The organism is Pseudomonas sp. M2(2023), assembly GCF_030263955.1.
Lineage (GTDB): Bacteria > Pseudomonadota > Gammaproteobacteria > Pseudomonadales > Pseudomonadaceae > Aquipseudomonas > Aquipseudomonas asiatica.
In genome coordinates this window covers 104,276-130,980 of sequence record NZ_CP127114.1, presented here as the reverse complement: position 1 = coordinate 130,980, position 26,705 = coordinate 104,276, and the positions used below count along the sequence as shown (strand labels likewise).

The window sequence follows — 26,705 nt, the reverse complement described above, 5'->3', positions numbered from 1 at the left end:
GGCTTACACCGTGTGCAGGTACCAGTTGTACTCGAGATCGGAAATCGACACTTCGAACTCGGCCAGTTCGCTTTCCTTGCAGGCCACGAAGATATCGATGTAATCCGGGCTGATGTATTGGTTGAGGACTTCGCTGTCGTCCAGCGCGCGCAGGGCATCGCGCAGGTTGTTCGGCAGGCTCTGCTCCAGCTGTTCGTAGGAATTGCCTTCGATCGGTGCCTGCGGCTCGACCTGGTTGGTCAGGCCGTGGTGAACACCGGCGAGGATCGCCGCGAGCATCAGGTAGGGGTTGGCGTCGGCACCGGCCACGCGGTGCTCGAGGCGCACGTTATCGCTGCTATCGGTGGGCACGCGCACGGCCACGGTGCGGTTGTCCAGGCCCCAGCTTGGCGCATTGGGCACGTAGAACTGCGCGCCGAAGCGGCGGTAGGAGTTGATGTTCGGGCAGAGGAAGGCCATCGACGCCGGCATGGTCTCCAGCACACCACCGATGGCATGGCGCAGCGCGTCGCTTTGCAGCGGGTCGTCACTGGCGAAGATGTTCTTGCCGGTTTTCTTGTCCAGCAACGAAATGTGCACGTGCAGGCCATTGCCTGCCTGGCCCGGGTAGGGCTTGGCCATGAAGGTGGTGTCCATCTCATGGTCATAGGCAACGTTCTTGATCAGGCGCTTGAGCAGGATCGCGTAGTCGCAGGCCTTCAGCGGGTCAGCCACGTGGTGCAGGTTGACCTCGAACTGTGCCGGGGCGCTTTCCTTGACGATGGCGTCGGCGGGCAGGCCTTGCTCCTTGGCCGCTTCGAGCATGTCCTGCAGGCAGTCGGCATATTCATCGAGGTCGTCGATCAGGTACACCTGGGTCGACTGCGGGCGTTTGCCGGAAATCGGCGAGCGCGGCGGCTGCGGGCGACCGTTGAGGTTATCCTGGTCGATCAGGTAGAACTCCAGCTCGAACGCGGCGCAGATATCCAGGCCCAGGTCATCGAACTTGCTCACCACCTGGCGCAGTACTTCGCGCGGGTCGGCGAAGAACGGCTGGCCATCCAGTTCGTGCATGGTCATCAGCAGCTGGGCGGTGGGCCGCTTCTGCCACGGCTCGTCCGACAGCGTGCCGGGGATCGGGAAGCAGATGCGGTCGGCATCGCCGATGTCCAGGCCAAGGCCGGTGCTCTCGACGGTGGACCCGTTGATGTCCAGGGCGAACAACGATGCCGGCAGGTTGATGCCCTTCTCGTACACCTTGTGCAGGCTGGCCCGCTCGATGCGCTTGCCACGTACCACGCCGTTCATGTCGGAGATCAGCAGGTCGACGTACTGCGTGTCCGGATGGGCCTGGAGGAAGTCATTCATCTCGCTGGAAGAACTGGCGCACGGGGTTACCGACGTCATGGCTGTACATCCTTTGATTTGCTGCGGCGATGTGGGGGATACGGCTGGCGCCTCACGGGCGACGATGGTTGCAGCTGTTGTTCTTTTCACTTTCCCATCGTGGGGATTGGTTACCCGACCGGGCGCATTGATTCCCGGGGGCCGTTTCACTATAAAATGGCCAAAACGCAACAGACATTGGCAATTCGGCAAGCAGAGCGTGCACCAATGCAATATCAGATTACCCATGCCGACCTCTCCCTGGTCCTGGCCCTGGAACGTGGCCGCTCGCTGGCCAAGGCTGCCGAGTTGCTCAAGGTCGATGTTTCGACGGTGTTCCGCTCGATCCGCCGGCTGGAGTCGGCGCTGGGCACCGCCTTGTTCGTCAAGAGCCGCAAAGGCTACCTGCCGACCGACACCGCCCAGGCCCTGGCCGAGCAGGCCGAACGCGCCGAGCAGGCGCTGGAGGCGGCGCGCATCGCCATGACCAGTGGCGAGCAGGTTGTAAGCGGCACGGTACGACTGACCTGTACCGAAGCGGTGATGCACAGCCTGCTGCTGCCGGCGCTGGCCGAATTCATGCCCAACTACCCGGCCTTGTCGCTGGAGATGGGCACTTCCAACACATTCGCCAACCTCAGCCGGCGCGATGCCGACATTGCCCTGCGCCTGACTAACACGCCACCGGAGCACCTGGTGGGCCGCAACCTGGGGTCCACCTCCTACGTGGTTTGCGGCCAGCCGCAGTGGCGCGAGCGCCTGGCCGAGTCACCTGCCAGCGTGCCGTGGATCGCCCCCGACGACTCGATGCAGGACCACCCCACGGTGGTCTGGCGCAACCAGCAGCACCCGGGGTTGAGCCCGCGCTACCAGTGCAGCGGCATGTCGACCATCGCTCAACTGGTCACGGCCGGGCTCGGCGTGGCAGCGCTGCCGGACTACATGGTGCATGCTCTGCCCGGGGTGGATGCGCTGAGCGGGCCGCTGCCGGGTTGCGACACCCAGCTGTGGCTGCTGACCCGGCCGGACTGCCGGGCGTTGCGCTCGGTGCAGACCTTGTTCGAGGAACTGACCCCGCGGTTGCGTGACGCGATGCTCTGAGGTTATCGTCAGGTTCAAGCGATAGGGTGTCTGTTCCGGCCCTTTCGCGGCTGAAGCCGCTCCCACAGGGTGCGGTGATGAACCTGAGGACAATGCGGTCCCTGTGGGAGCGGCTTCAGCCGCGAAGAAGGCAACACAGGGCTTGAAGGTAACCACCCGACAAAACAGCGCTTCCCTATTGGCTGGTGATTTTTTAAACTATCGAGTCCGCCTGCCCATTATCGGGCTGCACGCCCACCGCAATTGCTACTGAGGAAGACCATGGCCCGCGTAACTGTTGAAGACTGCCTGGAACACGTGGATAACCGCTTTGAGCTGGTCATGCTCTCGACCAAGCGCGCTCGCCAGCTGGCGACCGGCGGCAAAGAGCCACGCGTTGCGTGGGAAAACGACAAGCCGACCGTTGTTGCCCTGCGTGAAATCGCCGAAGGCATCGTCACCAACGAGTTCATCGCCGCTGAAGAGATCGTCACCGAGGATCCGGTGTTCGCCGCGTTCGAGGACGAGAACAACGAGGCTGTCTGATTGATGCCAGGTCGACGTCGCACGGCGCAAGGCCCCCTTCCTCGGCAGGAGGTGAACCCATGCCGGGTATAGAAGCCTTGGCCGAACGGCTGTCGACCTACCTTGGCCCCGAACAGGTCAACCTGGTCCGGCGCGCCTATTTCTACGCCGAACAGGCCCACGATGGGCAGCGCCGCCGCAGTGGCGAGCCCTACGTGACCCACCCGCTGGCCGTGGCCAGCATCCTCGCCGACATGCACATGGACCATCAGAGCCTGATGGCGGCCATGCTGCACGACGTGATCGAAGATACCGGCATCGCCAAGGAAGCCCTCAGCCAGCAGTTTGGCGAGACCGTGGCCGAACTGGTCGATGGGGTCAGCAAGCTGACCCAGATGAACTTCGAGACCAAGGCCGAGGCGCAAGCCGAAAACTTCCAGAAGATGGCCATGGCCATGGCCCGCGATATCCGCGTGATCCTGGTCAAGCTGGCCGACCGCCTGCACAACATGCGCACCCTGGAAGTGCTGTCCGGCGAAAAACGCCGGCGCATCGCCAAGGAAACCCTCGAGATCTACGCCCCCATTGCCAACCGCCTGGGCATGCACACCGTGCGCGTTGAGTTCGAGGACCTCGGCTTCAAGGCCATGCACCCGATGCGTTCGTCGCTGATCCACCGCGCGGTGAAAAGCGCACGCGGCAACCGCAAGGAGATCGTCGCCAAGATCGAACATTCGCTGGCCAACTGCCTGGCCGCCGACGGCATCGAGGGCGAAGTCAGTGGCCGGCAGAAACACCTCTATGGCATCTACAAGAAGATGCGCGGCAAGCGCCGCGCCTTCAACGAGATCATGGACGTGTACGCCTTCCGCATCGTCGTGGACAAGGTCGATACCTGCTACCGCGTACTCGGTGCGGTGCACAACCTCTACAAGCCGCTGCCCGGTCGCTTCAAGGATTACATCGCGATCCCCAAGGCCAACGGCTACCAGTCGTTGCACACCACGCTGTTCGGCATGCACGGCGTGCCCATCGAAATCCAGATCCGCACCCGCGAGATGGAAGAGATGGCCAACAACGGCATTGCCGCGCACTGGCTGTACAAGTCCAACGACGACGAGCAACCCAAGGGCAGCCACGCCCGCGCCCGCCAGTGGGTCAAGGGCATCCTCGAGCTGCAGCAACGTGCCGGCAACTCGCTGGAATTCATCGAGAGCGTGAAGATCGACCTGTTCCCGGACGAGGTCTACGTGTTCACGCCCAAAGGCCGCATCATGGAACTGCCCAAAGGCTCCACGGCCGTCGACTTCGCCTACGCGGTGCACACCGACGTCGGCAACAGCTGCATCGCCTGCCGCATCAACCGCCGCCTGGCGCCGCTGTCCGAACCGCTGCAAAGCGGCTCGACAGTGGAAATCGTCAGCGCCCCGGGCGCGCGGCCGAACCCGGCCTGGCTCAACTTCGTGGTTACCGGCAAGGCGCGCACGCACATCCGCCACGCGCTCAAGCAGCAGCGTCGCTCCGAGTCCATCAGCCTGGGCGAACGCCTGCTGAACAAGGTGCTCACCGGCTTCGACAGCAGCCTGGAAATGATCCCCCAGGAGCGCATCCAGGCCATTCTCGCCGAGTACCGCCTGGAGCTGATCGAAGACCTGCTCGAAGACATCGGCCTGGGCAACCGCATGGCCTACGTGGTCGCGCGCCGCCTGCTGTCGGCCGAAGGCGAGCAGCTGCCGGCACCGGAAGGTCCGCTGGCGATTCGTGGTACCGAAGGGCTGGTGCTGAGCTACGCCAAGTGCTGCACACCGATCCCGGGCGATCCGATCGTCGGCCACCTGTCAGCCGGCAAGGGCATGGTCGTACACCTGGAAAACTGCCGCAACATCAGTGAAATCCGCCACAACCCGGAAAAGTGCGTACAACTCTCCTGGGCCAAGGACATCACCGGTGAGTTCAATGTCGAGTTGCGTGTCGAACTGGAGCACCAGCGCGGCCTGATTGCCCTGCTGGCCAGCAGTGTCAACGCCGCCGACGGCAACATCGAGAAGATCAGCATGGACGAACGCGACGGCCGTATCAGCGTGGTCCAACTGGTGGTCAGCGTGCACGACCGCGTGCACCTGGCGCGTGTGATCAAGAAGCTGCGTACCCTGACCGGTGTGGTCCGCATCACCCGCATGCGTACGTAGTCCGCCAACCGCAAGGAGTCATCATGAGCAAGACCGTCATCAACAGCGACAAGGCCCCTGCCGCCATCGGCACCTACTCGCAGGCGATCAAGGCCGGCAACACCGTGTACATGTCGGGCCAGATCCCGCTGGACCCGAAGACCATGGAGCTGGTCGAAGGCTTCGAAGCCCAGACCGTACAGGTGTTCGAGAACCTCAAGGCCGTGGCTGAAGCCGCTGGCGGTTCGTTCAAGGACATCGTCAAGCTGAACATCTTCCTCACCGACCTGAGCCACTTCGCCAAGGTCAACGAGGTGATGGGCCGCTACTTCGAGCAGCCTTACCCGGCCCGCGCCGCCATCGGTGTTGCCGCGCTGCCGAAAGGCGCCCAGGTCGAAATGGACGCCATTCTGGTCATCGAATGATGCCCCGGTGACGGGCGCCCTGCCCGTCACCTTCCCTTCTCTGCAAGGTTACCCCGTCATGCGTCAAGCACTGCCCCTCGCGCTGGCAGCCCTGCTTCTGGGCGGCTGCGCCAGCCACAAACCTGAAGACCTGAACGGCACCTGGATCAACCAGAAAGCCATCGATGAGGTGGTCGAAAGCGGCCGCGTTACTCAAACCCTGAACAAACACGGCATTGAGCTCGAATGGAAGCTGGACGTTGCAAGCCAGAAAGCGAGCTTCAGTAACGGCTTCGAAGGCGCGGATGGTCAACTGATCATCAATGAAGACCAATGGCAGATTAGTACCGACGGTGCAGAACCTGCCCGATTGACGCTGCGTGGCGACGAATTGAAAGTGGCAAACCCAACCTTGGGTGAACAGACTTTCGTGCGCGTCAAATCACCACCTGTAGCAAATGCACCGCTAGGCGGCAGCTTCGAGAAGGCGCTTTACCAGGCCTACCTGGGCGGCAACTGGAAGATCGTCGAAGGCCAGGGCAAAGGTGCCAGCGTGCGCTTCGGCGACACCGGCAATGTCACCGGCCTGCCAGGGCCAGACCGTTTCGCCCTGTGCCTGGCGGGTGATTGCGCGACCATGGGTGGCAGCAATGACAGCCTGTGGCTGGAGCGCAACCAGCGTGGCGCGCCGTTCATCCTCAAGCGCGATGGCGACAAGCTGGAGATCTTCCAGGCGGTGAACCGTGCGCAGCCGGATGAAATGCCAGTGTTGGCGGCCGGCAAGCGCCAGTGGGTGCTGGAACTGGACTGAAGCCTGCTGAAATCGTGGTCGAACTCACCGGCCTCTTCGCGGGTAAACCCGCTCCCACAGGCACACCGCCAGGCTTGAATCCAGCGGAGCACCTGTGGGAGCGGGTTTACCCGCGAAGAGGCCGGTAGACTCAGCGCACGCCTTTCAGGATTGCGGCATAGCCTTCCCTGTAACTCGGATACACCGGCGCCCAGCCCAATGCCCGCGCCCGGGCATTACTGCAGCGCTTGCTGCCGGTACGCCGCACCCGCTGCTCATCCGACCACTCGGTTACCCCCATGTACGCCCGCAGCCAGGCCACCACATCGGCCAGCGGCGCCGGGTCGTCGTCGACGCCGATGTAGCAGTCGTCGAGCACCTTGCCGTCGGCATCGGCCTGCAACAGGAACGCCAACAGGCTGGCAGCATCCTCAGCATGGATGCGGTTGCCATACAGCGGTGGCTCCTCGGCCACGCGATAGCCCTGGCGCACCTGACTGAGCAGCCACTCGCGGCCGGGGCCATAGATGCCGGTCAGGCGCACCACGCTGGCCGGGATGCCGCTGGCCAGCGCCAGCCGCTCAGCCTCCAGCATCAACCGCCCGGAATAACCTTCAGGCTCGGTGGCCGCGCCTTCTTCGATCCATTCGCCGTCCTTCTGTGCATACACGCTGCTGCTGGACACGAACAGCAGCCGTCGTGGGCATTGCCCGCGCTCGGCCAGCCAACCCAGCACATGGCGCAAACCGTCGACATAGGCTGCCTGGTAACCCGCTTCGTCGTGCTGGCTGGCCGCCACGCAATACACCAGGTAGTCCGGCGCGCGCTGCGGCCAGGTGTCGGGAATCGATGGCTCGGACAAGTCCGCTGCCACCGGCACGACCCCCGCAGGCAACTGCCCGACCGAGCGACGCAGGCCGCTCACCTGCCAGCCGCGCGCAAGCATCTGCCGGGCAAGACGCCCGCCTACATCACCACATCCCACCACCATCACGGAAAGGTCTGACATCTCTAAACTCCCTAGACCAATTGATCAGCCCGACCACGCTACACGATGGATGGCTAGACCATAGGCGAAAAAAGCAACAAGATTACTTTTGTTAACAAGAATTACTTGCAATAATGGCCGCCAAATTGTTCTCGGCCTACCTCGAGGCCTTGGAGAACGTTAACTTCATTCTTCATCAGGTCCGGCCAGCATGACACGTACTCAACCTTCCGCTTCGCCAACCCCGTCGCGCGCCTGGCGCGCCATCGCCGCGCTGACACTCAGCCTGGTGCTGGCCCCGGTGGCCATGGCCGATGAGCCAACCGCCAATGCTGCCGCGCCTGCTGCCGCTACCGCACCGGCTGCTCCGGCAGTTGCTCCAGCCGCAGCACCGGCTGGCGGTGCAGTTGCCGCCACCCCGGTTGATGCCCCGGTCGCTGCAGACCCGAGCGTCGAGGCTCTGGTTGAAGACACCTCGCTGGGCATGGCCCACGACCTGTCCCCTTGGGGCATGTACAAGAACGCCGACGTGGTGGTGAAGGCGGTGATGATCGGCCTGGCCATCGCCTCCATCATCACCTGGACCATCTGGATTGCCAAAGGCTTCGAGCTGATGGGCGCCAAGCGTCGCCTGCGTGGTGAAATCGCCCTGCTGAAGAAATCCGCCAGCCTCAAGGAAGCCAGCGACGTTTCCAACAAGGAAGGCACCCTGGCCCACACCCTGGTCCACGACGCACTCGAAGAGATGCGCCTATCGGCCAACGCCCGCGAAAAAGAGGGCATCAAGGAGCGCGTCAGCTTCCGCCTGGAGCGCCTGGTACACGCCAGCGGTCGCACCATGAGCAGCGGCACCGGCGTACTCGCCACCATCGGCTCCACTGCGCCATTCGTCGGCCTGTTCGGTACCGTATGGGGCATCATGAACAGCTTCATCGGCATCGCCAAGACCCAGACCACCAACCTGGCCGTGGTTGCCCCAGGTATCGCCGAAGCCCTGTTGGCCACCGCCCTGGGTCTGGTCGCCGCAATTCCGGCCGTGGTCATCTACAACGTCTTCGCCCGCTCCATCGCCGGCTACAAGGCCCAGGTGTCCGACGCCTCCGCCCAGGTGCTGCTGCTGGTCAGCCGTGATCTGGACCACCAGGGCAGCGAGCGTGTTGCCCCGCACATGGTGAAAGTGGGGTAAGCCATGGGCCTGCATCTCAACGAAGGTGGCGACGACCTCGCCGAGAACCACGAAATCAACGTTACGCCGTTCATCGACGTGATGCTGGTGCTGCTGATCATTTTCATGGTCGCAGCCCCCTTGGCCACGGTCGACATCAAGGTCGACCTGCCGGCCTCGACCGCCAAGCCGGCGCCGAGGCCCGAGAAACCGGTGTTCGTCAGCGTCAAGGCCGACCAGAAGCTGTACGTCGGTGACGATCAGGTCCCTGCCCCCGACCAGTTTGGCCCGATGCTCGATGCCAAGACCAAGGGCGACAAGGAAACCACCATCTTCTTCCAGGCTGACAAAGGCGTGGATTACGGTGACCTGATGGAAGTGATGAACAACATGCGCGCGGCCGGCTACCTGAAAGTCGGTCTGGTAGGTCTAGAGACGGCAGCCAAGAAATGACAAGAACGCGCTCGAACATGGCGCGCTACGGTGGCAGCCTGGCGATCGTGCTGGGCGTGCACGTGGTCGCCGTGCTGCTGACGCTCAACTGGTCGGTGCCCCAGGCCATCGAACTGCCACCGGCAGCCATGATGGTCGAGCTGGCGCCGTTGCCGGAGCCTGCGCCACCACCGCCCCCGAAAGCGGCGCCGCAGCCACCGGCACCGGTCGAGGAACCGCCACTGCCAAAGCTCGCCGAAGCACCCAAGCCCAAGATCGCCATTCCCAAGCCGCCCAAGCCAAAGGCCAAGCCACAGCCGCCCAAGCCCGAGAAAAAGCCTGAGCCGCCGAAGGAAGCACCGCCGACCGAACAAACGGTAGACGCACCGCCCAGCAACACGCCACCGCAGAAGTCCGCGGCACCGGCACCGAGCATTGCGTCCAACAGCAAAGCCCTGCCGACCTGGCAGAGCGACCTGCTGCGTCACCTGGCCAAGTACAAGCGTTACCCGGAAGACGCGCGCCGTCGCGGGCTGCAGGGCATAAACCGCTTACGTTTCGTGGTCGACGCCGAAGGCAAGGTGGTGTCGTACTCCATGGCCGGAGGTTCGGGTAGTGCCGCTCTGGACCGGGCGACCCTGGAAATGATCCGTCGGGCCGGCACGGTACCCAAGCCGCCACCCGAGTTGCTGAACAATGGCACGATCGAAGTCGTGGCCCCGTTCGTCTACTCGCTGGACCGCCGCTGAGACTTTTGTTTCTGTCACAAATCGGCAAGTCTGATAACGTGCGTCTATCGATTGCAGCCGCTATGCTGGGCTCGCAACTTCATGGACGCACGTTATGACCCTCACAGAATTACGCTACATCGTCACACTCGCCCAGGAACAGCATTTCGGGCATGCCGCCGAACGCTGCCACGTGAGCCAGCCGACCCTGTCGGTCGGTGTGAAGAAGCTCGAGGATGAGCTTGGCGTGTTGATCTTCGAGCGCAGCAAGAGCGCGGTCCGCCTGACCCCAGTCGGCGAAAGCATCGTCGCCCAGGCGCAGAAGGTACTGGAGCAGGCCCAAGGCATTCGCGAGCTGGCCCAGGCCGGCAAGAACCAGCTGACCGCCCCGCTCAAGGTCGGTGCCATCTATACCGTCGGCCCGTACCTGTTCCCGCACCTGATTCCGCAGCTGCACCGCGTGGCACCGCAGATGCCGCTCTACATCGAAGAGAACTTCACCCACGTACTGCGCGAAAAGCTGCGCAACGGCGAACTGGACGCGGTGATCATCGCCCTGCCGTTCAACGAAGCCGACGTGCTGACCCTGCCGCTGTACGATGAGCCGTTCTGCGCCCTGATGCCGGCTGACCACCCGTGGACAGCGAAAAAGACCATCGACACCGCAATGCTCAACGACAAGAGCCTGTTGCTGCTCGGTGAAGGCCACTGCTTCCGCGACCAGGTACTGGAGGCCTGTCCAACGCTGAACAAGGGCGGTGAAGGCTCCAAGCACACCACGGTGGAGTCCAGCTCGCTGGAAACCATCCGTCACATGGTGGCCTCGGGCCTTGGCGTGTCGATCCTGCCGCTGTCGGCGGTGCACAGCCACCACTACGCCCCCGGTGTCATCGAGGTTCGCCCACTGACCGCACCGGCACCATTCCGCACCGTAGCCATCGCCTGGCGCGCCAGCTTCCCGCGGCCGAAAGCCATCGAGATCCTCGCCGACTCGATCCGCCTGTGCTCGGTCGCCAAAGCCCCTGCGGAACAACCGGCCTGAGTCATGAGTGAGCTGTCGAAGGTCCCGGTGACGGTACTCAAGGGGGTTGGCGAGGCCATGGCGGAGAAGCTCGCCAAGGTCGGCCTGGAGAACCTGCAGGACGTGCTGTTCCACCTCCCCCTGCGCTACCAGGACCGCACCCGCGTGGTGCCGATCGGTCAACTGCGCCCTGGCCAGGACGCGGTGATTGAGGGCGTGGTCAGCGGCGCCGACGTGACCATGGGCAAGCGCCGCAGCCTGGTGGTGCGCCTGGGTGACGGCAGCGGTGTGCTGAGCCTGCGCTTCTACCACTTCAGCAACGCGCAGAAGGAAGGCCTCAAGCGTGGCACCCACCTGCGCTGCTACGGCGAAGCACGCCCCGGCGCTTCGGGCCTGGAAATCTACCACCCGGAATACCGGGCGCTGAACGGCGACGAACCGCCGCCACCGGTCGAGCAGACCCTGACGCCGATCTATCCGTCCACCGAAGGCCTTACCCAGCAACGCCTGCGGCTGCTTTGTCAGCAGAGCCTGGGCCTGCTGGGCCCGCGCAGCCTGCCGGACTGGCTGCCCGACGAACTGGCCCGGGACTACCAGCTGGCGCCGCTGGACGATGCCATCCGCTACCTGCACAACCCGCCGGCCGACGCCGACCTCGACGAGCTTGCCGAAGGTCAGCACTGGGCCCAGCACCGCCTGGCCTTCGAAGAGCTGCTGACCCACCAGTTGTCGCAGCAACGCCTGCGTGAAAGCCTGCGTAGCCTGCGCGCGCCAGTGCTGCCCAAGGCCCAGCGCCTGCAGGCACAGTACCTGGCCAACCTGGGTTTCCAGCCGACCGGCGCACAGCAGCGAGTGGCCAACGAAATTGCTTACGACCTCAGCCAGCATGAGCCAATGATGCGCCTGGTGCAGGGCGATGTGGGTGCCGGCAAGACCGTGGTCGCCGCCCTGGCCGCGCTGCAGGCCCTGGAAGCCGGCTACCAGGTGGCCCTGATGGCGCCCACCGAGATCCTCGCCGAACAGCACTTCATCACCTTCAAGCGCTGGCTCGAACCGCTGGGCATCGAAGTCGCGTGGCTGGCCGGCAAGCTAAAGGGCAAAGCCCGGGCAGCCGCCCTGGAGCAGATCGCCAATGGCGCGCCAATGGTGGTCGGCACCCATGCGCTGTTCCAGGAAGAGGTGAAGTTCAAGCACCTGGCCCTGGCGATCATCGATGAACAACACCGTTTTGGCGTGCAGCAACGCCTGGCCCTGCGCAAGAAGGGCGTGGCCGGGGAATTGTGCCCGCACCAGCTGATCATGACCGCCACGCCCATTCCGCGCACCCTGGCCATGAGCGCCTATGCCGATCTGGACACCTCGGTGCTCGACGAACTGCCACCCGGACGCACCCCGGTGAACACCGTGCTGGTGGCCGATAGCCGCCGCTTCGAAGTGGTCGAGCGGGTGCGCGCCGCCTGCGCCGAAGGGCGCCAGGCCTACTGGGTGTGCACACTGATCGAAGAATCCGAAGAGCTTACCTGCCAGGCCGCCGAAAGCACCTACGAGGAGCTGGGCAGTGCCCTGGGCGAGCTACGGGTGGGGCTGATCCACGGGCGCATGAAGCCGGCGGAAAAGGCCGAGATCATGGCCGAGTTCAAGGCCGGCAACCTGCAGTTGCTGGTCGCCACCACGGTCATCGAGGTGGGCGTGGACGTGCCCAACGCCAGCCTGATGATCATCGAGAACCCAGAGCGCCTGGGCCTGGCACAGCTGCACCAGTTGCGTGGCCGGGTTGGCCGGGGCAGCGCCGTCAGCCATTGCGTGCTGCTGTACCACCCACCACTGTCGCAGATCGGCCGCGAGCGGCTAGGGATCATGCGGGAAACCAACGACGGCTTCATCATCGCCGAAAAGGACCTGGAGCTGCGTGGCCCGGGCGAGATGCTCGGCACCCGCCAGACAGGCCTTTTGCAGTTCAAGGTCGCCGACCTGATGCGTGACGCCGACCTGCTGCCGGCCGTGCGCGACGCCGCCCAGGCCCTGATCGCACGCTGGCCGGAGCACGTCAGCCCGCTGCTCGATCGCTGGCTGCGTCATGGCCAGCAATATGGCCAAGTGTGACGCTGGTCCCATAATGGATCCAGATTTGCCCAGAGGCTGGTTATACTTCGCGTTTAAAGGAATCAGTGGATACGGACCATGACTGAAGTTGCCCTGGACACCGCAACCCCACACGCTCCCTCGGTCATCCGGCTGCTGCTCGACAAACTCGGCGTGGCCTACCGCGAGGTGGTCGAACATCCGCACCTGCCGGCAGCGTCGCGGGTACAGGCCGTGCTGCTCGACGACGAGGTCGGCGCCCTGATGGTGCTGTTCCCGCAGAGCCAGCTGCTGGACCTCAACCGCCTGGCCGAACTGACCGGTCGCAAGCTCACTGCGGTGTCGGTGCCGCGCCTGAAGCAGATGCTGGACAAGCACCAGCTCAAGGCCCTGCCAGGCATTCCGGCGCTGACCAGCTCGCCGTGCCAGTACGAAAAGAGCCTGCTCGACGCCGAAACCGTGTTTATCCAGTCTGGCGAAGCCGGCCTGCTGCTGGAAATCGAACGCGCGCACTTCAAGCGCATGCTGGTCAAGGCCAGCGCCAGCAGCTTCGGCCAGGAAGTCGAGGCAATCAGCCCCAACCTCGACCGCCCCGATGATGACACCCGGGAAATCACCAACGCCGTCCAGGCCTTCACTGCCCGGCGCATCCAGAAGCGCCTGGAAGAAACCATCGAAATCCCGCCGCTGGCCGACACCGCGCAAAAGATCATCAAGCTACGGGTAGACCCCAACGCCAGCATCGACGATATCACCGGCGTGGTCGAAACCGACCCGGCGCTGGCGGCACAGGTGGTGAGTTGGGCGGCATCGCCCTACTACGCCTCACCTGGCAAGATCCGCTCGGTGGAAGACGCCATCGTGCGTGTGCTGGGCTTCGACCTGGTGATCAACCTGGCCCTGGGCCTGGCGCTGGGCAAGACCCTGAGCCTGCCGAAAGACCACCCGCAGCAAGCCACGCCGTACTGGCAGCAGTCGATCTACACCGCCGCGATCATCGAAGGCCTGACCCGCGCCATGCCACGGGCCGAGCGCCCCGAGGCCGGCCTGACCTACCTGGCCGGGCTGCTGCACAACTTTGGCTATTTGCTGTTGGCGCACGTGTTCCCGCCGCACTTCTCACTGATCTGCCGCCACCTGGAGGTCAACCCGCACCTGTGCCACACCTATGTGGAACAACACCTGCTGGGCATCAGCCGCGAGCAGATCGGTGCATGGTTGATGAAGCTGTGGGACATGCCGGAAGAACTGTCCGCCGCACTGCGCTTCCAGCACGACCCGGCCTATGACGGCGAGTTTTCGGCGTTCCCCAACCTGGTGTGCCTGGCTACACGATTGCTACGCTCGCGGGGGATTGGCTCGGGGCCACAGCAGGAGATTCCAGACGAATTGCTGGAACGGCTGGGGATTACCCGGGACAAGGCCGAGGATGTGGTGAACAAGGTGCTCGAAGCAGAGAGCCTGCTGCGTGAGCTGGCTTCGCAGTTCCACGCACCTCACTGACATGATTGGCCCCTGTGGGAGCGGGTTTACCCGCGAAGATCGCGACGCGGTGCATGGCACCGGCGTTGCCGGTGTTCGCGGGTAAACCCGCTCCCACAGGGTATGAGTCAGCAGGCCTATTGAGTTTCAGCCCTTCTTCTTCGGCTTCAGGTACTTCATCAACCCCTGGAACCACATCACCAGCGCCGGGTTGCCCTTGATCTGGATGTGCTTGTCCTGAATCCCCTGCATGAACGCCAGTTGCTTGTTACCTGCCTGCATGGTGGTGAAACCATAGGCAGCGTCCTTGAAGGCGATGGCGAACGCTGGCTGCGGGTGCGCACCGCCCTTGCTGCTGATGCGTTCGTTGTTGACTATGAAGTGCCGGGCGACCTTGCCGTCCAGGGTCTGCATCTGGAACACCAGGTCCTTGCCCTTGAGCTGCTGCTGGAAAGCCGGGTTGTTGCGGCTGGCCCTGGCCATCAACAGCCCCATGGCCCAGAGAAGAAAGCGGAACTTCATCAACGCGCCTCGAATTAAAAGTGACTAAGGCGCGCAGTCTATCCTTTTCCAGAACTATTTATGCAAGTTCGAAACATTTTGCCTGCAGAAAGCACAACGGGCGCCCTGAGGCGCCCGCTTGGCTGACACTGGGGTTGTCAGGGAGCGATCACTTGCCTTTCTTGGCCGGCTTGACGGGGGCGTTGACGCTGTCGCGCAAATTCTTGCCTGGCTTGAAAGCCACGGTATTGCTGGCCTTGATCTTGACCGGTTCACCGGTTTGCGGGTTCTTGCCGGTACGCGCACCGCGATGACGTTTTTCGAAGGTGCCGAAACCGACCAGGGTCACGGTGTCCTTGTCCAGGGCACCCGTGATGCTGTCGAGAATCGCGTTCAAAACCTGATTGGCCTTTTCCTTGGTCAGATCGGCCTTTTCGGCGATGACGGCGGCGAGTTCTGGTTTGCGCATAGTGAAGCCTCTTTGACGGAATTCTTGTTGTTATGCCGTGCTGCCCTGGGAGCAGCGCTCAAGGCACCGCAGGCTCTAATCTGCGGCAGACGGAAGTGAGGATGGCACGTGCACAGGGGCCGCGCCAGTATCTGGGCGGCCATTGTGCAAGCAACAACAGGATAAATCCGACAGAACGCCAGCTATTTACGCCATAACGGCCGGCAGCTGGCGATTCAGGGCCAGCTTTTCCATCACGGCCGCCCCGGTGAGGGCGTAGCCCAGCAGCGTGCCCTCTGCATCAAGGCAGAGCACCTTGAGGTCACTGCCCTGCCCCTCTACCTGCCAGGTGCCTTCGTGGCCTTGGGGCGGCGGCGAGACCACCAGCGGACAGGCCGGGGTTTTCACGGTGATCGGCATCGGCCCGTAGGCGACCGTTGTCGGCTTGCCGGCCAGGGTTTGCGCCAGGGCCCGGGCACAGCTCATCAGCGGCATCACATAGAGCAGGTTGATGCCATCGACTTCGGCACAGTCGCCAAGGGCAAAGATGTTGGCGTGGGACGTGCGCAACTGGCGGTCCACGCAAACGCCGCGGTTGGTCTGTAGGCCAGCGGCGGCAGCCAGGTCGGTGCGCGGGCGCAGGCCGATGGCCGAAACCACCAGGTCGCAGGCGATCACGCTGCCGTCGGACAGGTGCGCCTCCAGGCCCTGGGCTACCTGCTGCAGGCGGGTCAGTACCGGGCCGAGGTGAAAGCGCACGCCCAGGCCTTCCAGCCCGGCCTGCACGGCAGTGGCAGCGGCCGGGTGCAGCAGGGTCGGCATGACTTGCTCGCACGGCGCCACCACATCGACCTGGAAGCCGCCCAGGCTCATGTCGTTGGCGAATTCGCAGCCGATCAGGCCGGCACCGAGGATCAGCACGCGCTGTTTGCCGACGGCAGCAGCACGGAAGCGCGCGTAATCTTCCAGATCATTGATCGGGAACACCCGATCGCCGCCATCACCTTCGATCGGCACCTGCACCGTCTGCGCACCCCAGGCCAGCACCAGATCGCGGTATTCCACTGCCTCTTCACCTATCCACAAGCGCTTGTGGCCCGGGTCGATGCCGCTGATGCGGGTATGGGTGCGAATCTCGGCATTCAGTTGCTCGGCCATGGCGCCCGGCTCGGCCATGCACAGGCCGTCGGCGTCCTTCTGCTTGGCAAAGCCGGTGGACAGCATGGGCTTGGAGTAGGAACGACCGTCATCGGCGGTGATCAGCAGCAGCGGCGTCTGCGCATCGAGCTTGCGAAATTCACGGGCCAGGTTGTAGCCCGCAAGGCCGGTACCGATGATTACCACAGGGGACGTCATGTCGTGCTTTCCTCGATTAGCCGATGGAGATCATTTCAAAGTCGCTCTTGCCCACGCCGCAGTCGGGGCACAGCCAGTCTTCAGGCACGTCTTCCCAGCGTGTGCCGGGGGCGATGCCGTCGTCGGGCCAGCCTTCGGCTTCGTCGTAGATCAGGCCACAGACAATACATTGCCACTTCTTCATCAGGTCTTTTTCCTCGGTTCAAGCTGGAGCTTTGTGTTGCTGCTGATGGCCTCTTCGCGGGTGAACCCGCTCCTACAGCGACTGCGTAGCCTGTGGGAACGGGTTTACCCGCGACGAAGCCTGCGGGCAATTCGTGGGGCTTTGTAGCGGCCCTGTCAGCAGTATGCAAGCAGTCCGGGCAATCATGCTAAGCTCGCCGCCTCTCTGGTTGTAACAAGCAGACCGACGTGTCGTACGAATCCCCGCAAGCAGCCGCTGTCGCGTGGCTGCCGTATTCACGGCTGGCGACCGACATCGACCAGCCCACCCTTGACTGGCTGTTCGACGAGGGCTCGCTGACCCGTCGCCTGACCCGCCTGTCCAACGATCACTTCTCCGTCACGCCGCTATTCGAGGGCTGGCAACCGCTGCGCGATGACGAATGCCAGGCACTGGGTATCTCCGCCGGTGCCGAAGGCTGGGTGCGCGAGGTGTACCTGCGCGGCCATGGCCAACCCTGGGTGTTCGCCCGCAGCGTCGCCAGCCGCAGTGCCCTGGAGCGCGGCGGGCTGGACCTGGAAACCTTGGGCAGCCGTTCGCTGGGCGAGTTGCTGTTCTGCGATCAGGCATTCATCCGCCACCCGATCGAGGTGTGCAGTTATCCACAGGCCTGGCTGCCGAGCGAAGCCGCCCATACTGCGCTGTGGGGCCGCCGGTCGCGCTTCGAACGTGGCGGCCTGGACCTACTGGTGGCAGAGGTGTTCCTGCCGGCATTGTGGCAAGCGGCCAAGGAGGAAAACCGCTGATGTACATGCAACTGCTGAAGTCGCTCAACCGCCTGCACCCGCGGGCCTGGGACTTTGTCCAGCTCAGCCGCATGGACCGGCCAATTGGTATCTACCTGCTGCTGTGGCCGACCTTGTCGGCGGTGTGGATTGCTGGCAACGGTTCACCAACCCTGGCCAACGTGCTGATCTTTGGCCTCGGTGTGGTGCTGATGCGCGCCGCAGGTTGCTGCATCAACGACTTTGCCGACCGCAAGGTGGACGGCCACGTCAAACGCACCGCCGACCGCCCCCTGGCCAGCGGCCGGGTCCGCCCGCGCGAAGCACTGGCGCTGTTCGCCATCCTGGTCGGAGTGAGCTTCCTGCTGGTGCTGTGCACCAACAGCCGCACGGTGTGGCTGTCGTTCGGTGCGGTAGCTCTGGCGTTCTGCTACCCGTTCATGAAGCGCTACACCTATTACCCGCAGGTGGTGCTGGGGGCGGCGTATTCCTGGGGCATTCCCATGGCCTTCACCGCAGCGGGTGGCGAGCTGCCGGCCAGCGCCTGGCTGCTGTACATCGCCAACCTGCTGTGGACGGTGGGCTACGACACCTACTACGCCATGGTCGACCGTGATGACGACCTGAAGATTGGCGTGAAGTCGACCGCCATCCTGTTCGGCGATGCCGACCGCACCATCATCCTCACCTTGCAGCTGCTGTCGCTGGGCTGCCTGTTGCTGGCCGGCAGCCGCTTCGAGCTGGGTGGCTGGTTCCACCTGGGGCTGCTGGGCGCGGCGGCGTGCTTTGCCTGGGAGTACTGGTCGACGCGCAAGCTGGACCGGGAGTCGTGCTTCAAGGCGTTTCTGCACAATCACTGGGCGGGGATGCTGGTGTTTATCGGGGTAGTATTGGATTACGCACTGCGTTGAAGCTGAGGGCCCTATCGCCGGCAAGCCAGCTCCCACAGGTGCAGCGCTGCCTTCACAGCTTGCGCATAACCTGTGGGAGCTGGCTTGCCGGCGATGGACCGCAAAGCGGCCCCGGCAATCTCAAGGCTTGGCAACGTGCCAGACGTCCTTCATGCCGTCACCGGTCATGTCGCCGGCCTTTTTGTCCTTGATGAAGGTGTACAGCGGCTTGCCGTCATAGGCCCACTGCTTGCTGCCATCATCGCGCATCACTACTGTCCACTTGTCCTTGGCCGGTTCGTCATTGGCCTGGACCATCAGCGGCGGCCAGTTTTTGGCGCATTCGCCATTGCACATCGACTTGCCGCCCGCATCCTTGTCGAAGGTGTACAGGGTCATGCCGGCATGATCGACCCACATGCCGCCCTTCTCCATCGCATGGTCGGCCAAGGCCACCCCCGGGAGCGCCAGCGCAGTGAAAAGGGCCATCCAGCTCAGCGTTTGTCGTGTCATTGGATTCACCATTGTTTCGGGGGGATTGGGTTCAAGTTGCCACAACCACGGCCCTTTCAAGCCTAGTTCAGTCACGGAATGTCGCCAGAACGGCCAACACCCTGTCACACAGCTGCAATAATTCCGTTATCTAATGCGGGCCAAGACACCGTATCCAGGAGAGGTTTTGAGCATGGTTGGCAGGAACATTCTGATCGTCGACGACGAAGCACCAATTCGCGAGATGATCGCCGTTGCCCTGGAAATGGCCGGCTATGACTGCCTGGAAGCGGAAAACTCCCAACAGGCCCACGCGATCATCGTCGACCGCAAACCGGACCTGATCCTGCTCGACTGGATGCTGCCAGGCACCTCCGGCATCGAGTTGGCCCGCCGCCTCAAGCGCGACGAGCTGACCGGCGACATCCCGATCATCATGCTCACCGCCAAGGGTGAAGAGGACAACAAGATCCAAGGCCTGGAAGTGGGTGCCGACGACTACATCACCAAGCCTTTCTCACCACGCGAGCTGGTCGCCCGCCTGAAAGCCGTGCTGCGCCGCACCGGCCCGAGCGATAGCGAGGCACCGATCGAAGTCGGTGGCCTGCTGCTCGACCCGATCAGCCACCGCGTGACCATCGACGGCAAGCCAGCCGAGATGGGCCCTACCGAATACCGTCTGCTGCAGTTCTTCATGACCCACCAGGAGCGCGCCTACACCCGTGGCCAACTGCTGGACCAGGTATGGGGCGGTAACGTCTATGTCGAGGAACGCACCGTCGACGTACACATCCGCCGCCTGCGCAAGGCGCTGGGTGAAGCCTACGAAAATCTGGTACAAACCGTCCGGGGCACCGGCTACCGCTTCTCGACCAAGAGCTGATCGAGCTGAAAGGCGCCAAGCTGCACGTCGTTGTACAAGGACCGTCAATTGAACCAGAACTGGCACGCGACCCTGATTCGCCACCTGCTGCTGCTGATTACCGTCTGCCTGATCGGTGGACTGGTCAGTGGCTACTATGGCTGGAGCCTGGCCATCGGCCTGGCGCTCTACCTGGGCTGGACCCTCAAGCAACTGCTGCGCCTGCATGACTGGCTGCGCAACCACCAACCCGACGAAGCACCGCCCGATGGCTACGGGCTGTGGGGCGAGGTGTTCGACAGCATCTACCACCTGCAACGCCGCGACCAGCGTGTACGCGGCCGCCTGCAGGCGGTGATCGACAGGGTGCAGGAGTCTACTGCCGCACTGCGAGACGCAGTGATCATGCTCGACAGCGATGGCAACCTGGAATGGTGGAACCGCGCCGCCGAGACCCTGCTGGGCTTCAAGACCCCACAGGACGGCGGCCAGCAGGTGACCAACCTGGTGCGCCACCCGCGCTTCAAGGAGTACTTCGAGGCAGGAAACTACCTCGAGCCGCTGGAAATCCCTTCGCCGATCAACGACCGCATGCGCGTGCAGTTGCACATCACCCGCTACGGCAACAACGAGCACCTGATGCTGGTGCGCGACGTTACCCGCATCCACCAGCTGGAGCAGATGCGCAAGGACTTCGTCGCCAACGTGTCCCACGAGCTGCGCACGCCGCTGACGGTCATCACCGGCTACCTGGAAACCCTGCTGGACAACGTCGAGGACGTGAACCCGCGCTGGAGCCGAGCCCTGCAACAGATGAGCCAGCAAGGCTCACGCATGCAGACACTGCTCAACGACCTGTTGCTGCTGGCCAAGCTTGAGGCCACCGACTATCCGTCGGACAACCACCCGGTGGCGGTCGATGCCTTGCTCTGCGCGATCAAGAACGACGCCCAGGCTCTGTCCGGGCCCCGCAAACAGCGCATCACCCTTGAAGCCGCGCCCGGTGTGCAGTTGAAGGGCAGCGAGTCCGAGCTGCGCAGTGCCTTTTCCAACCTGGTGTTCAACGCGGTCAAGTACACCCAGGACGAAGGCAGCATCCGGATTCGCTGGTGGGCCGATGCCCAGGGCGCACACCTGTCGGTGCAGGACTCGGGGGTGGGCATCGATGCCAAGCACCTGCCACGTCTGACCGAGCGCTTCTACCGGGTCGACTCCAGCCGTGCGTCGAATACCGGGGGCACCGGGCTGGGGCTGGCGATCGTCAAGCATGTGCTGATGCGCCACCGCGGCAAGCTGGAGATCAGCAGCGTGCCAGGGCATGGCAGTACGTTTACCTGTCACTTCGCACCAGCACAATTGGCCAACGGCAAGGCTTGAGATCGGGGCTGCTGCGCAGCCCTTCGCGGGCACGCCCGCTCCCACAGGGACCGCAATAAGTCCGCCACCCTTTGCTTTTACCGCACCAGCCGCTACATTGGACCCCCTGTGCCAGCAAGAGCTGGCACTTTTTTTCTCTCTATCTCGAAGACGGACCCCGTAAAAACTCCATCATGGACCCTTCCCCTGGTATCAGCCTCACCTCGTTATTCGCCGATTTCGGCATGATCATCTTTGCCTTGCTCCTGGTGCTGCTCAACGGCTTCTTCGTTGCCGCCGAGTTCGCGATGGTCAAGCTGCGCGCTACCCGCGTCGAGTCCATCGCCGAGTTGCATGGCTGGCGTGGCAGCATCCTGCGCAAGGTGCACAACCAGCTCGACGCCTATCTGTCGGCCTGCCAGCTGGGCATCACCCTCGCCTCGCTGGGCCTTGGCTGGGTCGGTGAACCGGCGTTCGCCCATCTGCTCGAGCCGCTGCTGGCATACCTTGGCGTGGACACGCCCGAGCTGATCAAGGCGATCTCGTTCTTCGTCGCCTTCTTCGTCATTTCGTACCTGCACATCGTGGTCGGTGAGCTGGCGCCCAAGTCCTGGGCCATCCGCAAGCCAGAACTGCTGTCGCTTTGGACCGCCGTGCCGCTGTACCTGTTCTACTGGGTGATGTACCCGGCCATCTACCTGCTCAATGCCAGCGCCAACACCATCCTGCGCATTGCTGGCCAGGGCGAGCCCGGCCCGCATCACGAGCACCACTACAGCCGTGAAGAACTCAAGCTGATCCTGCACTCCAGCCGTGGCCAGGACCCGAGCGACCAGGGCATGCGCGTGCTGGCCTCTGCCGTGGAAATGGGCGAGCTGGAGGTGGTCGACTGGGCCAACTCGCGCGAGGACATGGTCAGCATCGACGCCCATGCGCCGTTGAAGCAGATACTTGCCTTGGTGCGCCGCCACAAGTTCAGCCGCTACCCGGTGTACGACGCCGAGCGTGAGGAGTTCACCGGCCTGCTGCATATCAAGGACCTGCTGCTGGAACTGGCCGAACTCGAGCACTTGCCCGAAACCATCGACCTCGACGACCTGGCCAGGCCGCTGGAGCGTGTGTCGCGGCACATGCCGCTGGCGCAGTTGCTGGAGCAGTTCCGCAAGGGCGGCGCGCACTTCGTGCTGGTGGAGGAAGCCGATGGCAAGGTGATTGGCTACCTGACCATGGAAGATGTGCTGGAAGTGCTGGTGGGCGATATCCAGGACGAGCACCGCAAGACAGAGCGCGGCATCCTCGCCTACCAGCCGGGCAAGCTGCTGGTGCGTGGCGACACGCCGCTGTTCAAGGTCGAGCGCCTGCTGGGCGTCGACCTTGACCATATCGAGGCGGAAACCCTCGCCGGTCTGGTCTACGAGACGCTCAAGCGCGTGCCTGAAGAAGAGGAAGTGCTGGAGGTCGAAGGGCTGCGCATCATCATCAAGAAGATGAAAGGGCCGAAGATCGTGCTGGCCAAGGTACTCAAGCTGGATTGAGGGCCAGGGGGCTGCTTTGCAGCCCATCGCGACGCAAGGCCGCTCCCACAGGGGTTCGCGTATCCCTGTAGGAGCGGCCTTGTGTCGCGATAGGGCCGCAAAGCGGCCCCAAAAATCTCAGGGGTTACCCGCGGTAAAGTCAGGCAACCCACCAATCGGCCTGTCGAACCGATAAGGTATCGACTCCAGCGCCAACCCCACATTGCGCTGCACCACGAAATGCAGGTGGGGCCCGGTACTGTTGCCGGTATTGCCCGACTTGGCCAGCATCTGCCCCTGCCGCACTCGTTGCCCCTCCGCCACTACCACCGACCCGCGCATCAGGTGCAGGTAGACGCCCATGGTACCGTCCGGGTGCAGGATCCTGACGAAATTGCCCGAGGGGTTGGGGCCGCGCCCGCTCTGGCTGTTCTCCGTCTTCACCACCACCCCTTCCCGCGCCGCGATGATGGTGGTGCCTTCGGGCATGGCGATGTCCATGGCGTAACGCCCCTTGGGCCCAAAATGACTGACCCGGCCATTGGGGCCCTGGGTCACGCGGAACGGCCCGCCAATCCAGGGGAATGCATAGCGGAAGCCCTGGGGCCGCTTGCCCGGGTCGCCCATGGCCTGTAGCAGGGTCGAGCGGTAGTTCAGCAGCATCCCGGGGCGCCCCCTGAGCACGCTTAGCATTTGCGTGGTGCGCGGCGGCAGTACCCGGCGCACGGTACGCGGGGCATTGCCACCTTGTGCATTCACCAGGTTGTCCAGGCGCAACTCCACCTCCACTGGCACGTGTAGCTGGTTGCGGGCCGAAAAGCTCACGCCGCCGTTGAAGGTTATCGCGTTCAGCAGAACCTGGCCTTCGGGCACCTCGACCATAGGTACGCGCCGCACAAAGGTTTTGGCACCGGGGCCGGGCCGGTCGGAATAGGAGGTCACACGGCCATCATCGGTGATCTCGTAAATGGTCATGCCCAGGCTCGACGCCGAGGCCATGAGCAATGCACAGAACAGCAGCAGGCGGGCGGGCATGATAGTGGCTTTTTGACAGTTGCGATCTGTCGAAGCCTAGCAGGGGGTTTTGTGACGGGTATGACAGTTGGTCGGATGGCGTCAACAGGACTGGCCCCATTGCCGGCAAGCCAGCTCCTACAGGAAATGCACAAGGCCAGAAGTTGACGCTGTACCTGTGGGAGCTGGCTTGCCCGCAATGGAGCCAGTAGTCATTACTCAGGCGCCCGGGGTGAAATGCTTCTGCGCCGTCCCGCGGGCAATCAGCCGCGACAGGTAGTCGAGCTTCTGGGCATCCTGATCGACGAACTTGAAGGTCAGTTGCAACCAGTCACTGTCAGGCTTGGGTTCCAGTGCCGCGACGGCATGCAGGTAGCCGTTCAGGCGCGCAACTTCGGCGTTCTCGCCCTGTTCCAGGTCCAACACTGCGCCTTCCAGTACTTGGGGAAGCGCTTCGCCACGGCGCACCACCAGCAGCGCCTCTTTCAGGCTCAGCGCCTTGATCACGCACGGCTGCATGCCGCCGGCCAGGCGCAACTGGCCCTGGCCACGACCGGTCGGCGCGGGAGTGGCGGGCCGGGGGGCATTGGCCACTGGCCTGGCGGGTGCGGTTGCAGGTGCCGGAGCTGGCGCCGCGACCTTCACCGCTTCAGGCTTGCCGGCTGTCAGCGCATTCAGCGAGTCATTGGCGAACGCCGAGTTGGCCCGTGCCGGGCCGCTGGACATCAGGCTGTCGAGCTTGCCGATCTTGGTCAGGGCCTTTTTCACCTTGGTCAGCAATTGCTCGTTGGTGAATGGCTTGCCGACAAAATCGGAAACGCCCGCCTGAATCGCCTGGATGACGTTTTCCTTGTCGCCACGGCTGGTCACCATGATGAATTGCAGGTTCTTCAACTCAGGCTGCTGGCGGCACCAGGTGAGCAGTTCCAGGCCGGACATTTCCGGCATTTCCCAGTCGCACAGAACCAGGTCGAACGCTTCCTTGCCCAGCATGGCCATTGCCTTGCGACCGTTGACGGCGTCGTCGATGGTCATGCCCGGGAAGGCATTGCGCAGGCATTTGCGGACCAGATCACGGATAAACGGGGCGTCATCCACGACCAGCACATTCACTTTACTCATCGATACTCCTTCTGAATCCCGACTAGCCTACCGCCGAATAATGGCCACTTGCTACAACCTGGTCACGCCGGGACTTCTTCACATCGTTCGCGGGTGCCTGCCGGCTCCTCGACCGCAAACGAAAACGCCCGGCCAAGGCCGGGCGTCGATGCTCGGGAGCAACCTTACTTATCGTCAGGTTCGGCCGGAACATTAGCGTTTTCGCCGTCGGAAACAGCAGTGCCTTGCACTTCTGCCGTCATGCGCTTGAGGCCCATGTGACGCACGTCGGTGCCGCGCACCAGATAGATCACCAGCTCGGAGATATTGCGCGCATGGTCGCCGATACGCTCCAGCGAACGCAGGACCCAGATAACGCTCAGTACCCGCGAGATCGAGCGCGGGTCTTCCATCATGTAGGTCACCAGCTCACGCAGGGCGGTCTTGTATTCGCGGTCGATGGTCTTGTCGTACTGGGCCACCGACAGCGCCAGGTCGGCGTCGAAGCGGGCAAAGGCATCCAGCGCGTCGCGGACCATGTTGCGTACCTGGTCGCCGATGTGGCGCACCTCGACATAGCCGCGCGGTGACTCGCCTTCCTCGCACAGCTGGATGGCGCGGCGGGCGATCTTGGTCGACTCGTCACCGATGCGCTCCAGGTCAATCACCGACTTGGAGATGCTGATGATCAGACGCAGGTCGGAGGCCGCCGGCTGACGACGGGCGAGGATGCGCAGGCACTCCTCGTCGATGTTGCGCTCCATCTGGTTGATCTGCTCGTCGACTTCGCGCACTTGCTGGGCCAGGCCCGAGTCGGCTTCGATCAGCGCAGTGACTGCATCGTTGACCTGCTTTTCGACCAGGCCACCCATGGCCAGCAGGTGACTACGCACCTCTTCGAGCTCGGCGTTGAACTGCTGGGAAATGTGATGCGTAAGGCTTTCTTTGTTGATCATCGTTCGCTCCGCGAAGAAGCTGCAAGCTTCAATTTGTTCGTCTCGTTCCCTGGCCTGTAGGAGCGGGTTTACCCGCGAACACCGGCGAAGCCGGTGCCAGACACCGCGGCGCCTGCTTCGCGGGTAAACCCGCTCCCACAGCGGCCAGGCACCTATCCGGAGCGGCGATTAGCCGTAGCGACCGGTGATGTAGTCTTCGGTCTGTTTCTTCGCCGGGTTGGTGAACAGGGTGTCGGTATCCCCGAATTCGACCAGTTTGCCCATGTACATGAACGCGGTGTAGTCCGAAACACGGGCCGCCTGCTGCATGTTGTGGGTCACGATGACGATGGTGTACTTGGATTTCAATTCGTAGATCAGTTCCTCGACCTTCAGGGTCGAGATCGGGTCCAGTGCCGAGCACGGTTCGTCGAGCAGCAGCACTTCCGGCTCCACGGCGATGGTACGGGCGATGACCAGACGCTGCTGCTGGCCACCGGACAGGCCCAGTGCCGAATCGTGCAGGCGGTCCTTGACCTCGTCCCACAGTGCCGCGCCCTTCAGCGCCCATTCGACCGCTTCGTCCAGCACGCGCTTCTTGTTGATGCCCTGGATCCGCAGGCCGTAGACCACGTTTTCGTAGATGGTCTTTGGGAACGGGTTGGGCTTCTGGAACACCATGCCCACACGACGGCGCAGCTCGGCCACGTCTTCGCCCTTGCGGTAGATGTTATTGCCATACAGGTTGATGGCGCCTTCCACGCGGCAACCATCAACCAGATCGTTCATGCGGTTGAAGGTGCGCAGCAGGGTCGACTTGCCGCAGCCGGACGGGCCGATAAAGGCGGTCACGCGCTGCTTGGGAATGTTCATCTGCACATCGAACAGCGCTTGTTTGTCACCGTAGAACAGGCTCAGGCCCGGCACTTCGATGGCTACGGTTTCTTCGGCCAGGCGCAGGCTCTGCTTGTCGCGGCCCAGGGCAGACATGTCGATGCCGTGGGTATGGGATTCTTGCTGCATGGTCAACTCCATACGCTAACAATTCGTTTCTAAGG

27 protein-coding genes are annotated in these 26,705 nt (G+C 63.3%); 16 read left to right on the top strand and 11 right to left on the bottom strand.

What is annotated here, in order from left to right; all coding sequences use genetic code 11:
• Positions 1-3: 3 nt before the first annotated feature.
• Positions 4-1,386 carry a glutamine synthetase family protein gene (locus QN085_RS00610; RefSeq protein WP_015272334.1) on the bottom strand — a complete coding sequence of 461 codons (1,383 nt, stop codon included), beginning with the start codon at positions 1,384-1,386 and terminating at the stop codon, positions 4-6.
• A gap of 207 nt (positions 1,387-1,593) precedes the next feature.
• Between QN085_RS00610 and QN085_RS00605 the strand changes: the two genes are divergently transcribed.
• The 5 genes from QN085_RS00605 (at position 1,594) to QN085_RS00585 (ending at position 6,353) form a co-directional block, all read left to right on the top strand.
• Entirely contained in the window at positions 1,594-2,466 is an 873-nt protein-coding gene (locus QN085_RS00605; protein WP_013974798.1) for a LysR family transcriptional regulator, read from the top strand.
• A 261-nt stretch (positions 2,467-2,727) separates the two neighbouring features.
• Complete coding sequence (gene rpoZ / locus QN085_RS00600) at positions 2,728-2,991, top strand: DNA-directed RNA polymerase subunit omega (protein WP_003253383.1); 264 nt, start codon at positions 2,728-2,730, stop codon at positions 2,989-2,991.
• Between the two features lie 59 nt (positions 2,992-3,050).
• Positions 3,051-5,159 carry a bifunctional GTP diphosphokinase/guanosine-3',5'-bis pyrophosphate 3'-pyrophosphohydrolase gene (gene spoT / locus QN085_RS00595; protein WP_013974799.1) on the top strand — a complete coding sequence of 703 codons (2,109 nt, stop codon included), beginning with the start codon at positions 3,051-3,053 and terminating at the stop codon, positions 5,157-5,159.
• Between the two features lie 23 nt (positions 5,160-5,182).
• Complete coding sequence (ridA, locus tag QN085_RS00590; RefSeq protein WP_009684531.1) at positions 5,183-5,563, top strand: deaminase RidA; 381 nt, start codon at positions 5,183-5,185, stop codon at positions 5,561-5,563.
• 58 nt (positions 5,564-5,621) lie between these two features.
• On the top strand, positions 5,622-6,353 hold the full coding sequence (locus QN085_RS00585; protein WP_013974800.1) for a hypothetical protein: 732 nt from the start codon (positions 5,622-5,624) through the stop codon (positions 6,351-6,353).
• Between the two features lie 130 nt (positions 6,354-6,483).
• Here the strand turns inward: QN085_RS00585 and QN085_RS00580 are convergent, their stop codons facing one another.
• On the bottom strand, positions 6,484-7,341 hold the full coding sequence (locus tag QN085_RS00580; protein WP_023663581.1) for an SDR family oxidoreductase: 858 nt from the start codon (positions 7,339-7,341) through the stop codon (positions 6,484-6,486).
• Positions 7,342-7,531: 190 nt separating this feature from the next.
• Here QN085_RS00580 and exbB point away from each other — a divergent pair, with 190 nt between their 5' ends.
• The 6 genes from exbB (at position 7,532) to QN085_RS00550 (ending at position 14,251) form a co-directional block, all read left to right on the top strand.
• Complete coding sequence (gene exbB, locus QN085_RS00575) at positions 7,532-8,506, top strand: tonB-system energizer ExbB (protein ID WP_013974802.1); 975 nt, start codon at positions 7,532-7,534, stop codon at positions 8,504-8,506.
• Between the two features lie 3 nt (positions 8,507-8,509).
• Positions 8,510-8,938 carry a TonB system transport protein ExbD gene (gene exbD, locus QN085_RS00570; RefSeq protein WP_023661960.1) on the top strand — a complete coding sequence of 143 codons (429 nt, stop codon included), beginning with the start codon at positions 8,510-8,512 and terminating at the stop codon, positions 8,936-8,938.
• The gene (locus QN085_RS00565) at positions 8,935-9,666 is read left to right on the top strand and encodes an energy transducer TonB (protein ID WP_015272339.1); all 732 of its coding nucleotides are present in this window, start codon (positions 8,935-8,937) and stop codon (positions 9,664-9,666) included. Before exbD ends, QN085_RS00565 begins: the two co-directional genes overlap by 4 nt.
• Before the next feature lie 94 nt (positions 9,667-9,760).
• Complete coding sequence (locus QN085_RS00560; protein WP_013974805.1) at positions 9,761-10,687, top strand: hydrogen peroxide-inducible genes activator; 927 nt, start codon at positions 9,761-9,763, stop codon at positions 10,685-10,687.
• Positions 10,688-10,690: 3 nt separating this feature from the next.
• Positions 10,691-12,769, top strand: coding sequence for an ATP-dependent DNA helicase RecG (recG, locus tag QN085_RS00555; protein ID WP_041506321.1), 2,079 nt, complete (start codon positions 10,691-10,693; stop codon positions 12,767-12,769).
• Positions 12,770-12,847: 78 nt separating this feature from the next.
• A complete protein-coding gene (locus QN085_RS00550; RefSeq protein ID WP_023661961.1) occupies positions 12,848-14,251 on the top strand; it encodes an aminoacyl-tRNA deacylase and HDOD domain-containing protein in 1,404 nt (467 codons plus the stop codon).
• 126 nt (positions 14,252-14,377) lie between these two features.
• Here the strand turns inward: QN085_RS00550 and QN085_RS00545 are convergent, their stop codons facing one another.
• The 4 genes from QN085_RS00545 to QN085_RS00530 all read right to left on the bottom strand — a co-directional run bounded on the left by QN085_RS00545 (position 14,378) and on the right by QN085_RS00530 (position 16,719).
• Positions 14,378-14,752: a helicase gene (locus tag QN085_RS00545; RefSeq protein WP_003258183.1), complete on the bottom strand. Its 375-nt coding sequence runs from the start codon at positions 14,750-14,752 to the stop codon at positions 14,378-14,380.
• 148 nt (positions 14,753-14,900) lie between these two features.
• Complete coding sequence (locus tag QN085_RS00540; protein ID WP_013974808.1) at positions 14,901-15,200, bottom strand: HU family DNA-binding protein; 300 nt, start codon at positions 15,198-15,200, stop codon at positions 14,901-14,903.
• A gap of 186 nt (positions 15,201-15,386) precedes the next feature.
• A complete protein-coding gene (locus tag QN085_RS00535) occupies positions 15,387-16,535 on the bottom strand; it encodes an NAD(P)/FAD-dependent oxidoreductase (RefSeq protein WP_024087920.1) in 1,149 nt (382 codons plus the stop codon).
• Positions 16,536-16,551: 16 nt separating this feature from the next.
• Positions 16,552-16,719 (bottom strand): rubredoxin, encoded by a 168-nt coding sequence (locus QN085_RS00530; RefSeq protein ID WP_003253349.1) that lies wholly within the window; start codon positions 16,717-16,719, stop codon positions 16,552-16,554.
• A 227-nt stretch (positions 16,720-16,946) separates the two neighbouring features.
• Here QN085_RS00530 and QN085_RS00525 point away from each other — a divergent pair, with 227 nt between their 5' ends.
• Entirely contained in the window at positions 16,947-17,504 is a 558-nt protein-coding gene (locus QN085_RS00525; protein WP_023662862.1) for a chorismate--pyruvate lyase family protein, read from the top strand.
• The gene (gene ubiA, locus QN085_RS00520; RefSeq protein WP_013974811.1) at positions 17,504-18,394 is read left to right on the top strand and encodes a 4-hydroxybenzoate octaprenyltransferase; all 891 of its coding nucleotides are present in this window, start codon (positions 17,504-17,506) and stop codon (positions 18,392-18,394) included. The genes QN085_RS00525 and ubiA overlap by 1 nt, the downstream gene beginning before the upstream one ends.
• A 120-nt stretch (positions 18,395-18,514) precedes the next feature.
• Here the strand turns inward: ubiA and QN085_RS00515 are convergent, their stop codons facing one another.
• The gene (locus tag QN085_RS00515; RefSeq protein WP_023661987.1) at positions 18,515-18,886 is read right to left on the bottom strand and encodes a COG4315 family predicted lipoprotein; all 372 of its coding nucleotides are present in this window, start codon (positions 18,884-18,886) and stop codon (positions 18,515-18,517) included.
• A gap of 172 nt (positions 18,887-19,058) precedes the next feature.
• Here QN085_RS00515 and phoB point away from each other — a divergent pair, with 172 nt between their 5' ends.
• The 3 genes from phoB (at position 19,059) to QN085_RS00500 (ending at position 22,618) form a co-directional block, all read left to right on the top strand.
• The gene (gene phoB / locus QN085_RS00510; RefSeq protein WP_003253341.1) at positions 19,059-19,748 is read left to right on the top strand and encodes a phosphate regulon transcriptional regulator PhoB; all 690 of its coding nucleotides are present in this window, start codon (positions 19,059-19,061) and stop codon (positions 19,746-19,748) included.
• A gap of 48 nt (positions 19,749-19,796) precedes the next feature.
• The gene (gene phoR, locus QN085_RS00505; RefSeq protein WP_023661986.1) at positions 19,797-21,104 is read left to right on the top strand and encodes a phosphate regulon sensor histidine kinase PhoR; all 1,308 of its coding nucleotides are present in this window, start codon (positions 19,797-19,799) and stop codon (positions 21,102-21,104) included.
• A 173-nt stretch (positions 21,105-21,277) separates the two neighbouring features.
• A complete protein-coding gene (locus QN085_RS00500) occupies positions 21,278-22,618 on the top strand; it encodes a hemolysin family protein (protein WP_013974815.1) in 1,341 nt (446 codons plus the stop codon).
• Between the two features lie 117 nt (positions 22,619-22,735).
• Here QN085_RS00500 and QN085_RS00495 read toward each other — a convergent pair whose 3' ends face one another.
• The 4 genes from QN085_RS00495 to pstB form a co-directional block, all read right to left on the bottom strand.
• Entirely contained in the window at positions 22,736-23,632 is an 897-nt protein-coding gene (locus tag QN085_RS00495) for a M23 family metallopeptidase (protein WP_013974816.1), read from the bottom strand.
• A gap of 198 nt (positions 23,633-23,830) precedes the next feature.
• On the bottom strand, positions 23,831-24,733 hold the full coding sequence (locus QN085_RS00490; protein ID WP_024087923.1) for a response regulator: 903 nt from the start codon (positions 24,731-24,733) through the stop codon (positions 23,831-23,833).
• A gap of 164 nt (positions 24,734-24,897) precedes the next feature.
• Positions 24,898-25,668, bottom strand: coding sequence for a phosphate signaling complex protein PhoU (gene phoU, locus QN085_RS00485; RefSeq protein WP_013974818.1), 771 nt, complete (start codon positions 25,666-25,668; stop codon positions 24,898-24,900).
• A gap of 168 nt (positions 25,669-25,836) precedes the next feature.
• Positions 25,837-26,670: a phosphate ABC transporter ATP-binding protein PstB gene (gene pstB, locus QN085_RS00480; RefSeq protein WP_003258171.1), complete on the bottom strand. Its 834-nt coding sequence runs from the start codon at positions 26,668-26,670 to the stop codon at positions 25,837-25,839.
• Positions 26,671-26,705: the final 35 nt, after the last annotated feature.

Coding starts and splice junctions, on each gene's coding strand:
- QN085_RS00610 (WP_015272334.1), bottom strand. CDS start 1,386: ATGACGTCGGTAACCCCGTGCGCCAGTTCTTCCAGCGAGATGAATGAC.
- QN085_RS00605 (WP_013974798.1), top strand. CDS start 1,594: ATGCAATATCAGATTACCCATGCCGACCTCTCCCTGGTCCTGGCCCTG.
- rpoZ (WP_003253383.1), top strand. CDS start 2,728: ATGGCCCGCGTAACTGTTGAAGACTGCCTGGAACACGTGGATAACCGC.
- spoT (WP_013974799.1), top strand. CDS start 3,051: ATGCCGGGTATAGAAGCCTTGGCCGAACGGCTGTCGACCTACCTTGGC.
- ridA (WP_009684531.1), top strand. CDS start 5,183: ATGAGCAAGACCGTCATCAACAGCGACAAGGCCCCTGCCGCCATCGGC.
- QN085_RS00585 (WP_013974800.1), top strand. CDS start 5,622: ATGCGTCAAGCACTGCCCCTCGCGCTGGCAGCCCTGCTTCTGGGCGGC.
- QN085_RS00580 (WP_023663581.1), bottom strand. CDS start 7,341: ATGTCAGACCTTTCCGTGATGGTGGTGGGATGTGGTGATGTAGGCGGG.
- exbB (WP_013974802.1), top strand. CDS start 7,532: ATGACACGTACTCAACCTTCCGCTTCGCCAACCCCGTCGCGCGCCTGG.
- exbD (WP_023661960.1), top strand. CDS start 8,510: ATGGGCCTGCATCTCAACGAAGGTGGCGACGACCTCGCCGAGAACCAC.
- QN085_RS00565 (WP_015272339.1), top strand. CDS start 8,935: ATGACAAGAACGCGCTCGAACATGGCGCGCTACGGTGGCAGCCTGGCG.
- QN085_RS00560 (WP_013974805.1), top strand. CDS start 9,761: ATGACCCTCACAGAATTACGCTACATCGTCACACTCGCCCAGGAACAG.
- recG (WP_041506321.1), top strand. CDS start 10,691: ATGAGTGAGCTGTCGAAGGTCCCGGTGACGGTACTCAAGGGGGTTGGC.
- QN085_RS00550 (WP_023661961.1), top strand. CDS start 12,848: ATGACTGAAGTTGCCCTGGACACCGCAACCCCACACGCTCCCTCGGTC.
- QN085_RS00545 (WP_003258183.1), bottom strand. CDS start 14,752: ATGAAGTTCCGCTTTCTTCTCTGGGCCATGGGGCTGTTGATGGCCAGG.
- QN085_RS00540 (WP_013974808.1), bottom strand. CDS start 15,200: ATGCGCAAACCAGAACTCGCCGCCGTCATCGCCGAAAAGGCCGATCTG.
- QN085_RS00535 (WP_024087920.1), bottom strand. CDS start 16,535: ATGACGTCCCCTGTGGTAATCATCGGTACCGGCCTTGCGGGCTACAAC.
- QN085_RS00530 (WP_003253349.1), bottom strand. CDS start 16,719: ATGAAGAAGTGGCAATGTATTGTCTGTGGCCTGATCTACGACGAAGCC.
- ubiA (WP_013974811.1), top strand. CDS start 17,504: ATGTACATGCAACTGCTGAAGTCGCTCAACCGCCTGCACCCGCGGGCC.
- QN085_RS00515 (WP_023661987.1), bottom strand. CDS start 18,886: ATGACACGACAAACGCTGAGCTGGATGGCCCTTTTCACTGCGCTGGCG.
- phoB (WP_003253341.1), top strand. CDS start 19,059: ATGGTTGGCAGGAACATTCTGATCGTCGACGACGAAGCACCAATTCGC.
- QN085_RS00500 (WP_013974815.1), top strand. CDS start 21,278: ATGGACCCTTCCCCTGGTATCAGCCTCACCTCGTTATTCGCCGATTTC.
- QN085_RS00495 (WP_013974816.1), bottom strand. CDS start 23,632: ATGCCCGCCCGCCTGCTGCTGTTCTGTGCATTGCTCATGGCCTCGGCG.
- QN085_RS00490 (WP_024087923.1), bottom strand. CDS start 24,733: ATGAGTAAAGTGAATGTGCTGGTCGTGGATGACGCCCCGTTTATCCGT.
- phoU (WP_013974818.1), bottom strand. CDS start 25,668: ATGATCAACAAAGAAAGCCTTACGCATCACATTTCCCAGCAGTTCAAC.
- pstB (WP_003258171.1), bottom strand. CDS start 26,670: ATGCAGCAAGAATCCCATACCCACGGCATCGACATGTCTGCCCTGGGC.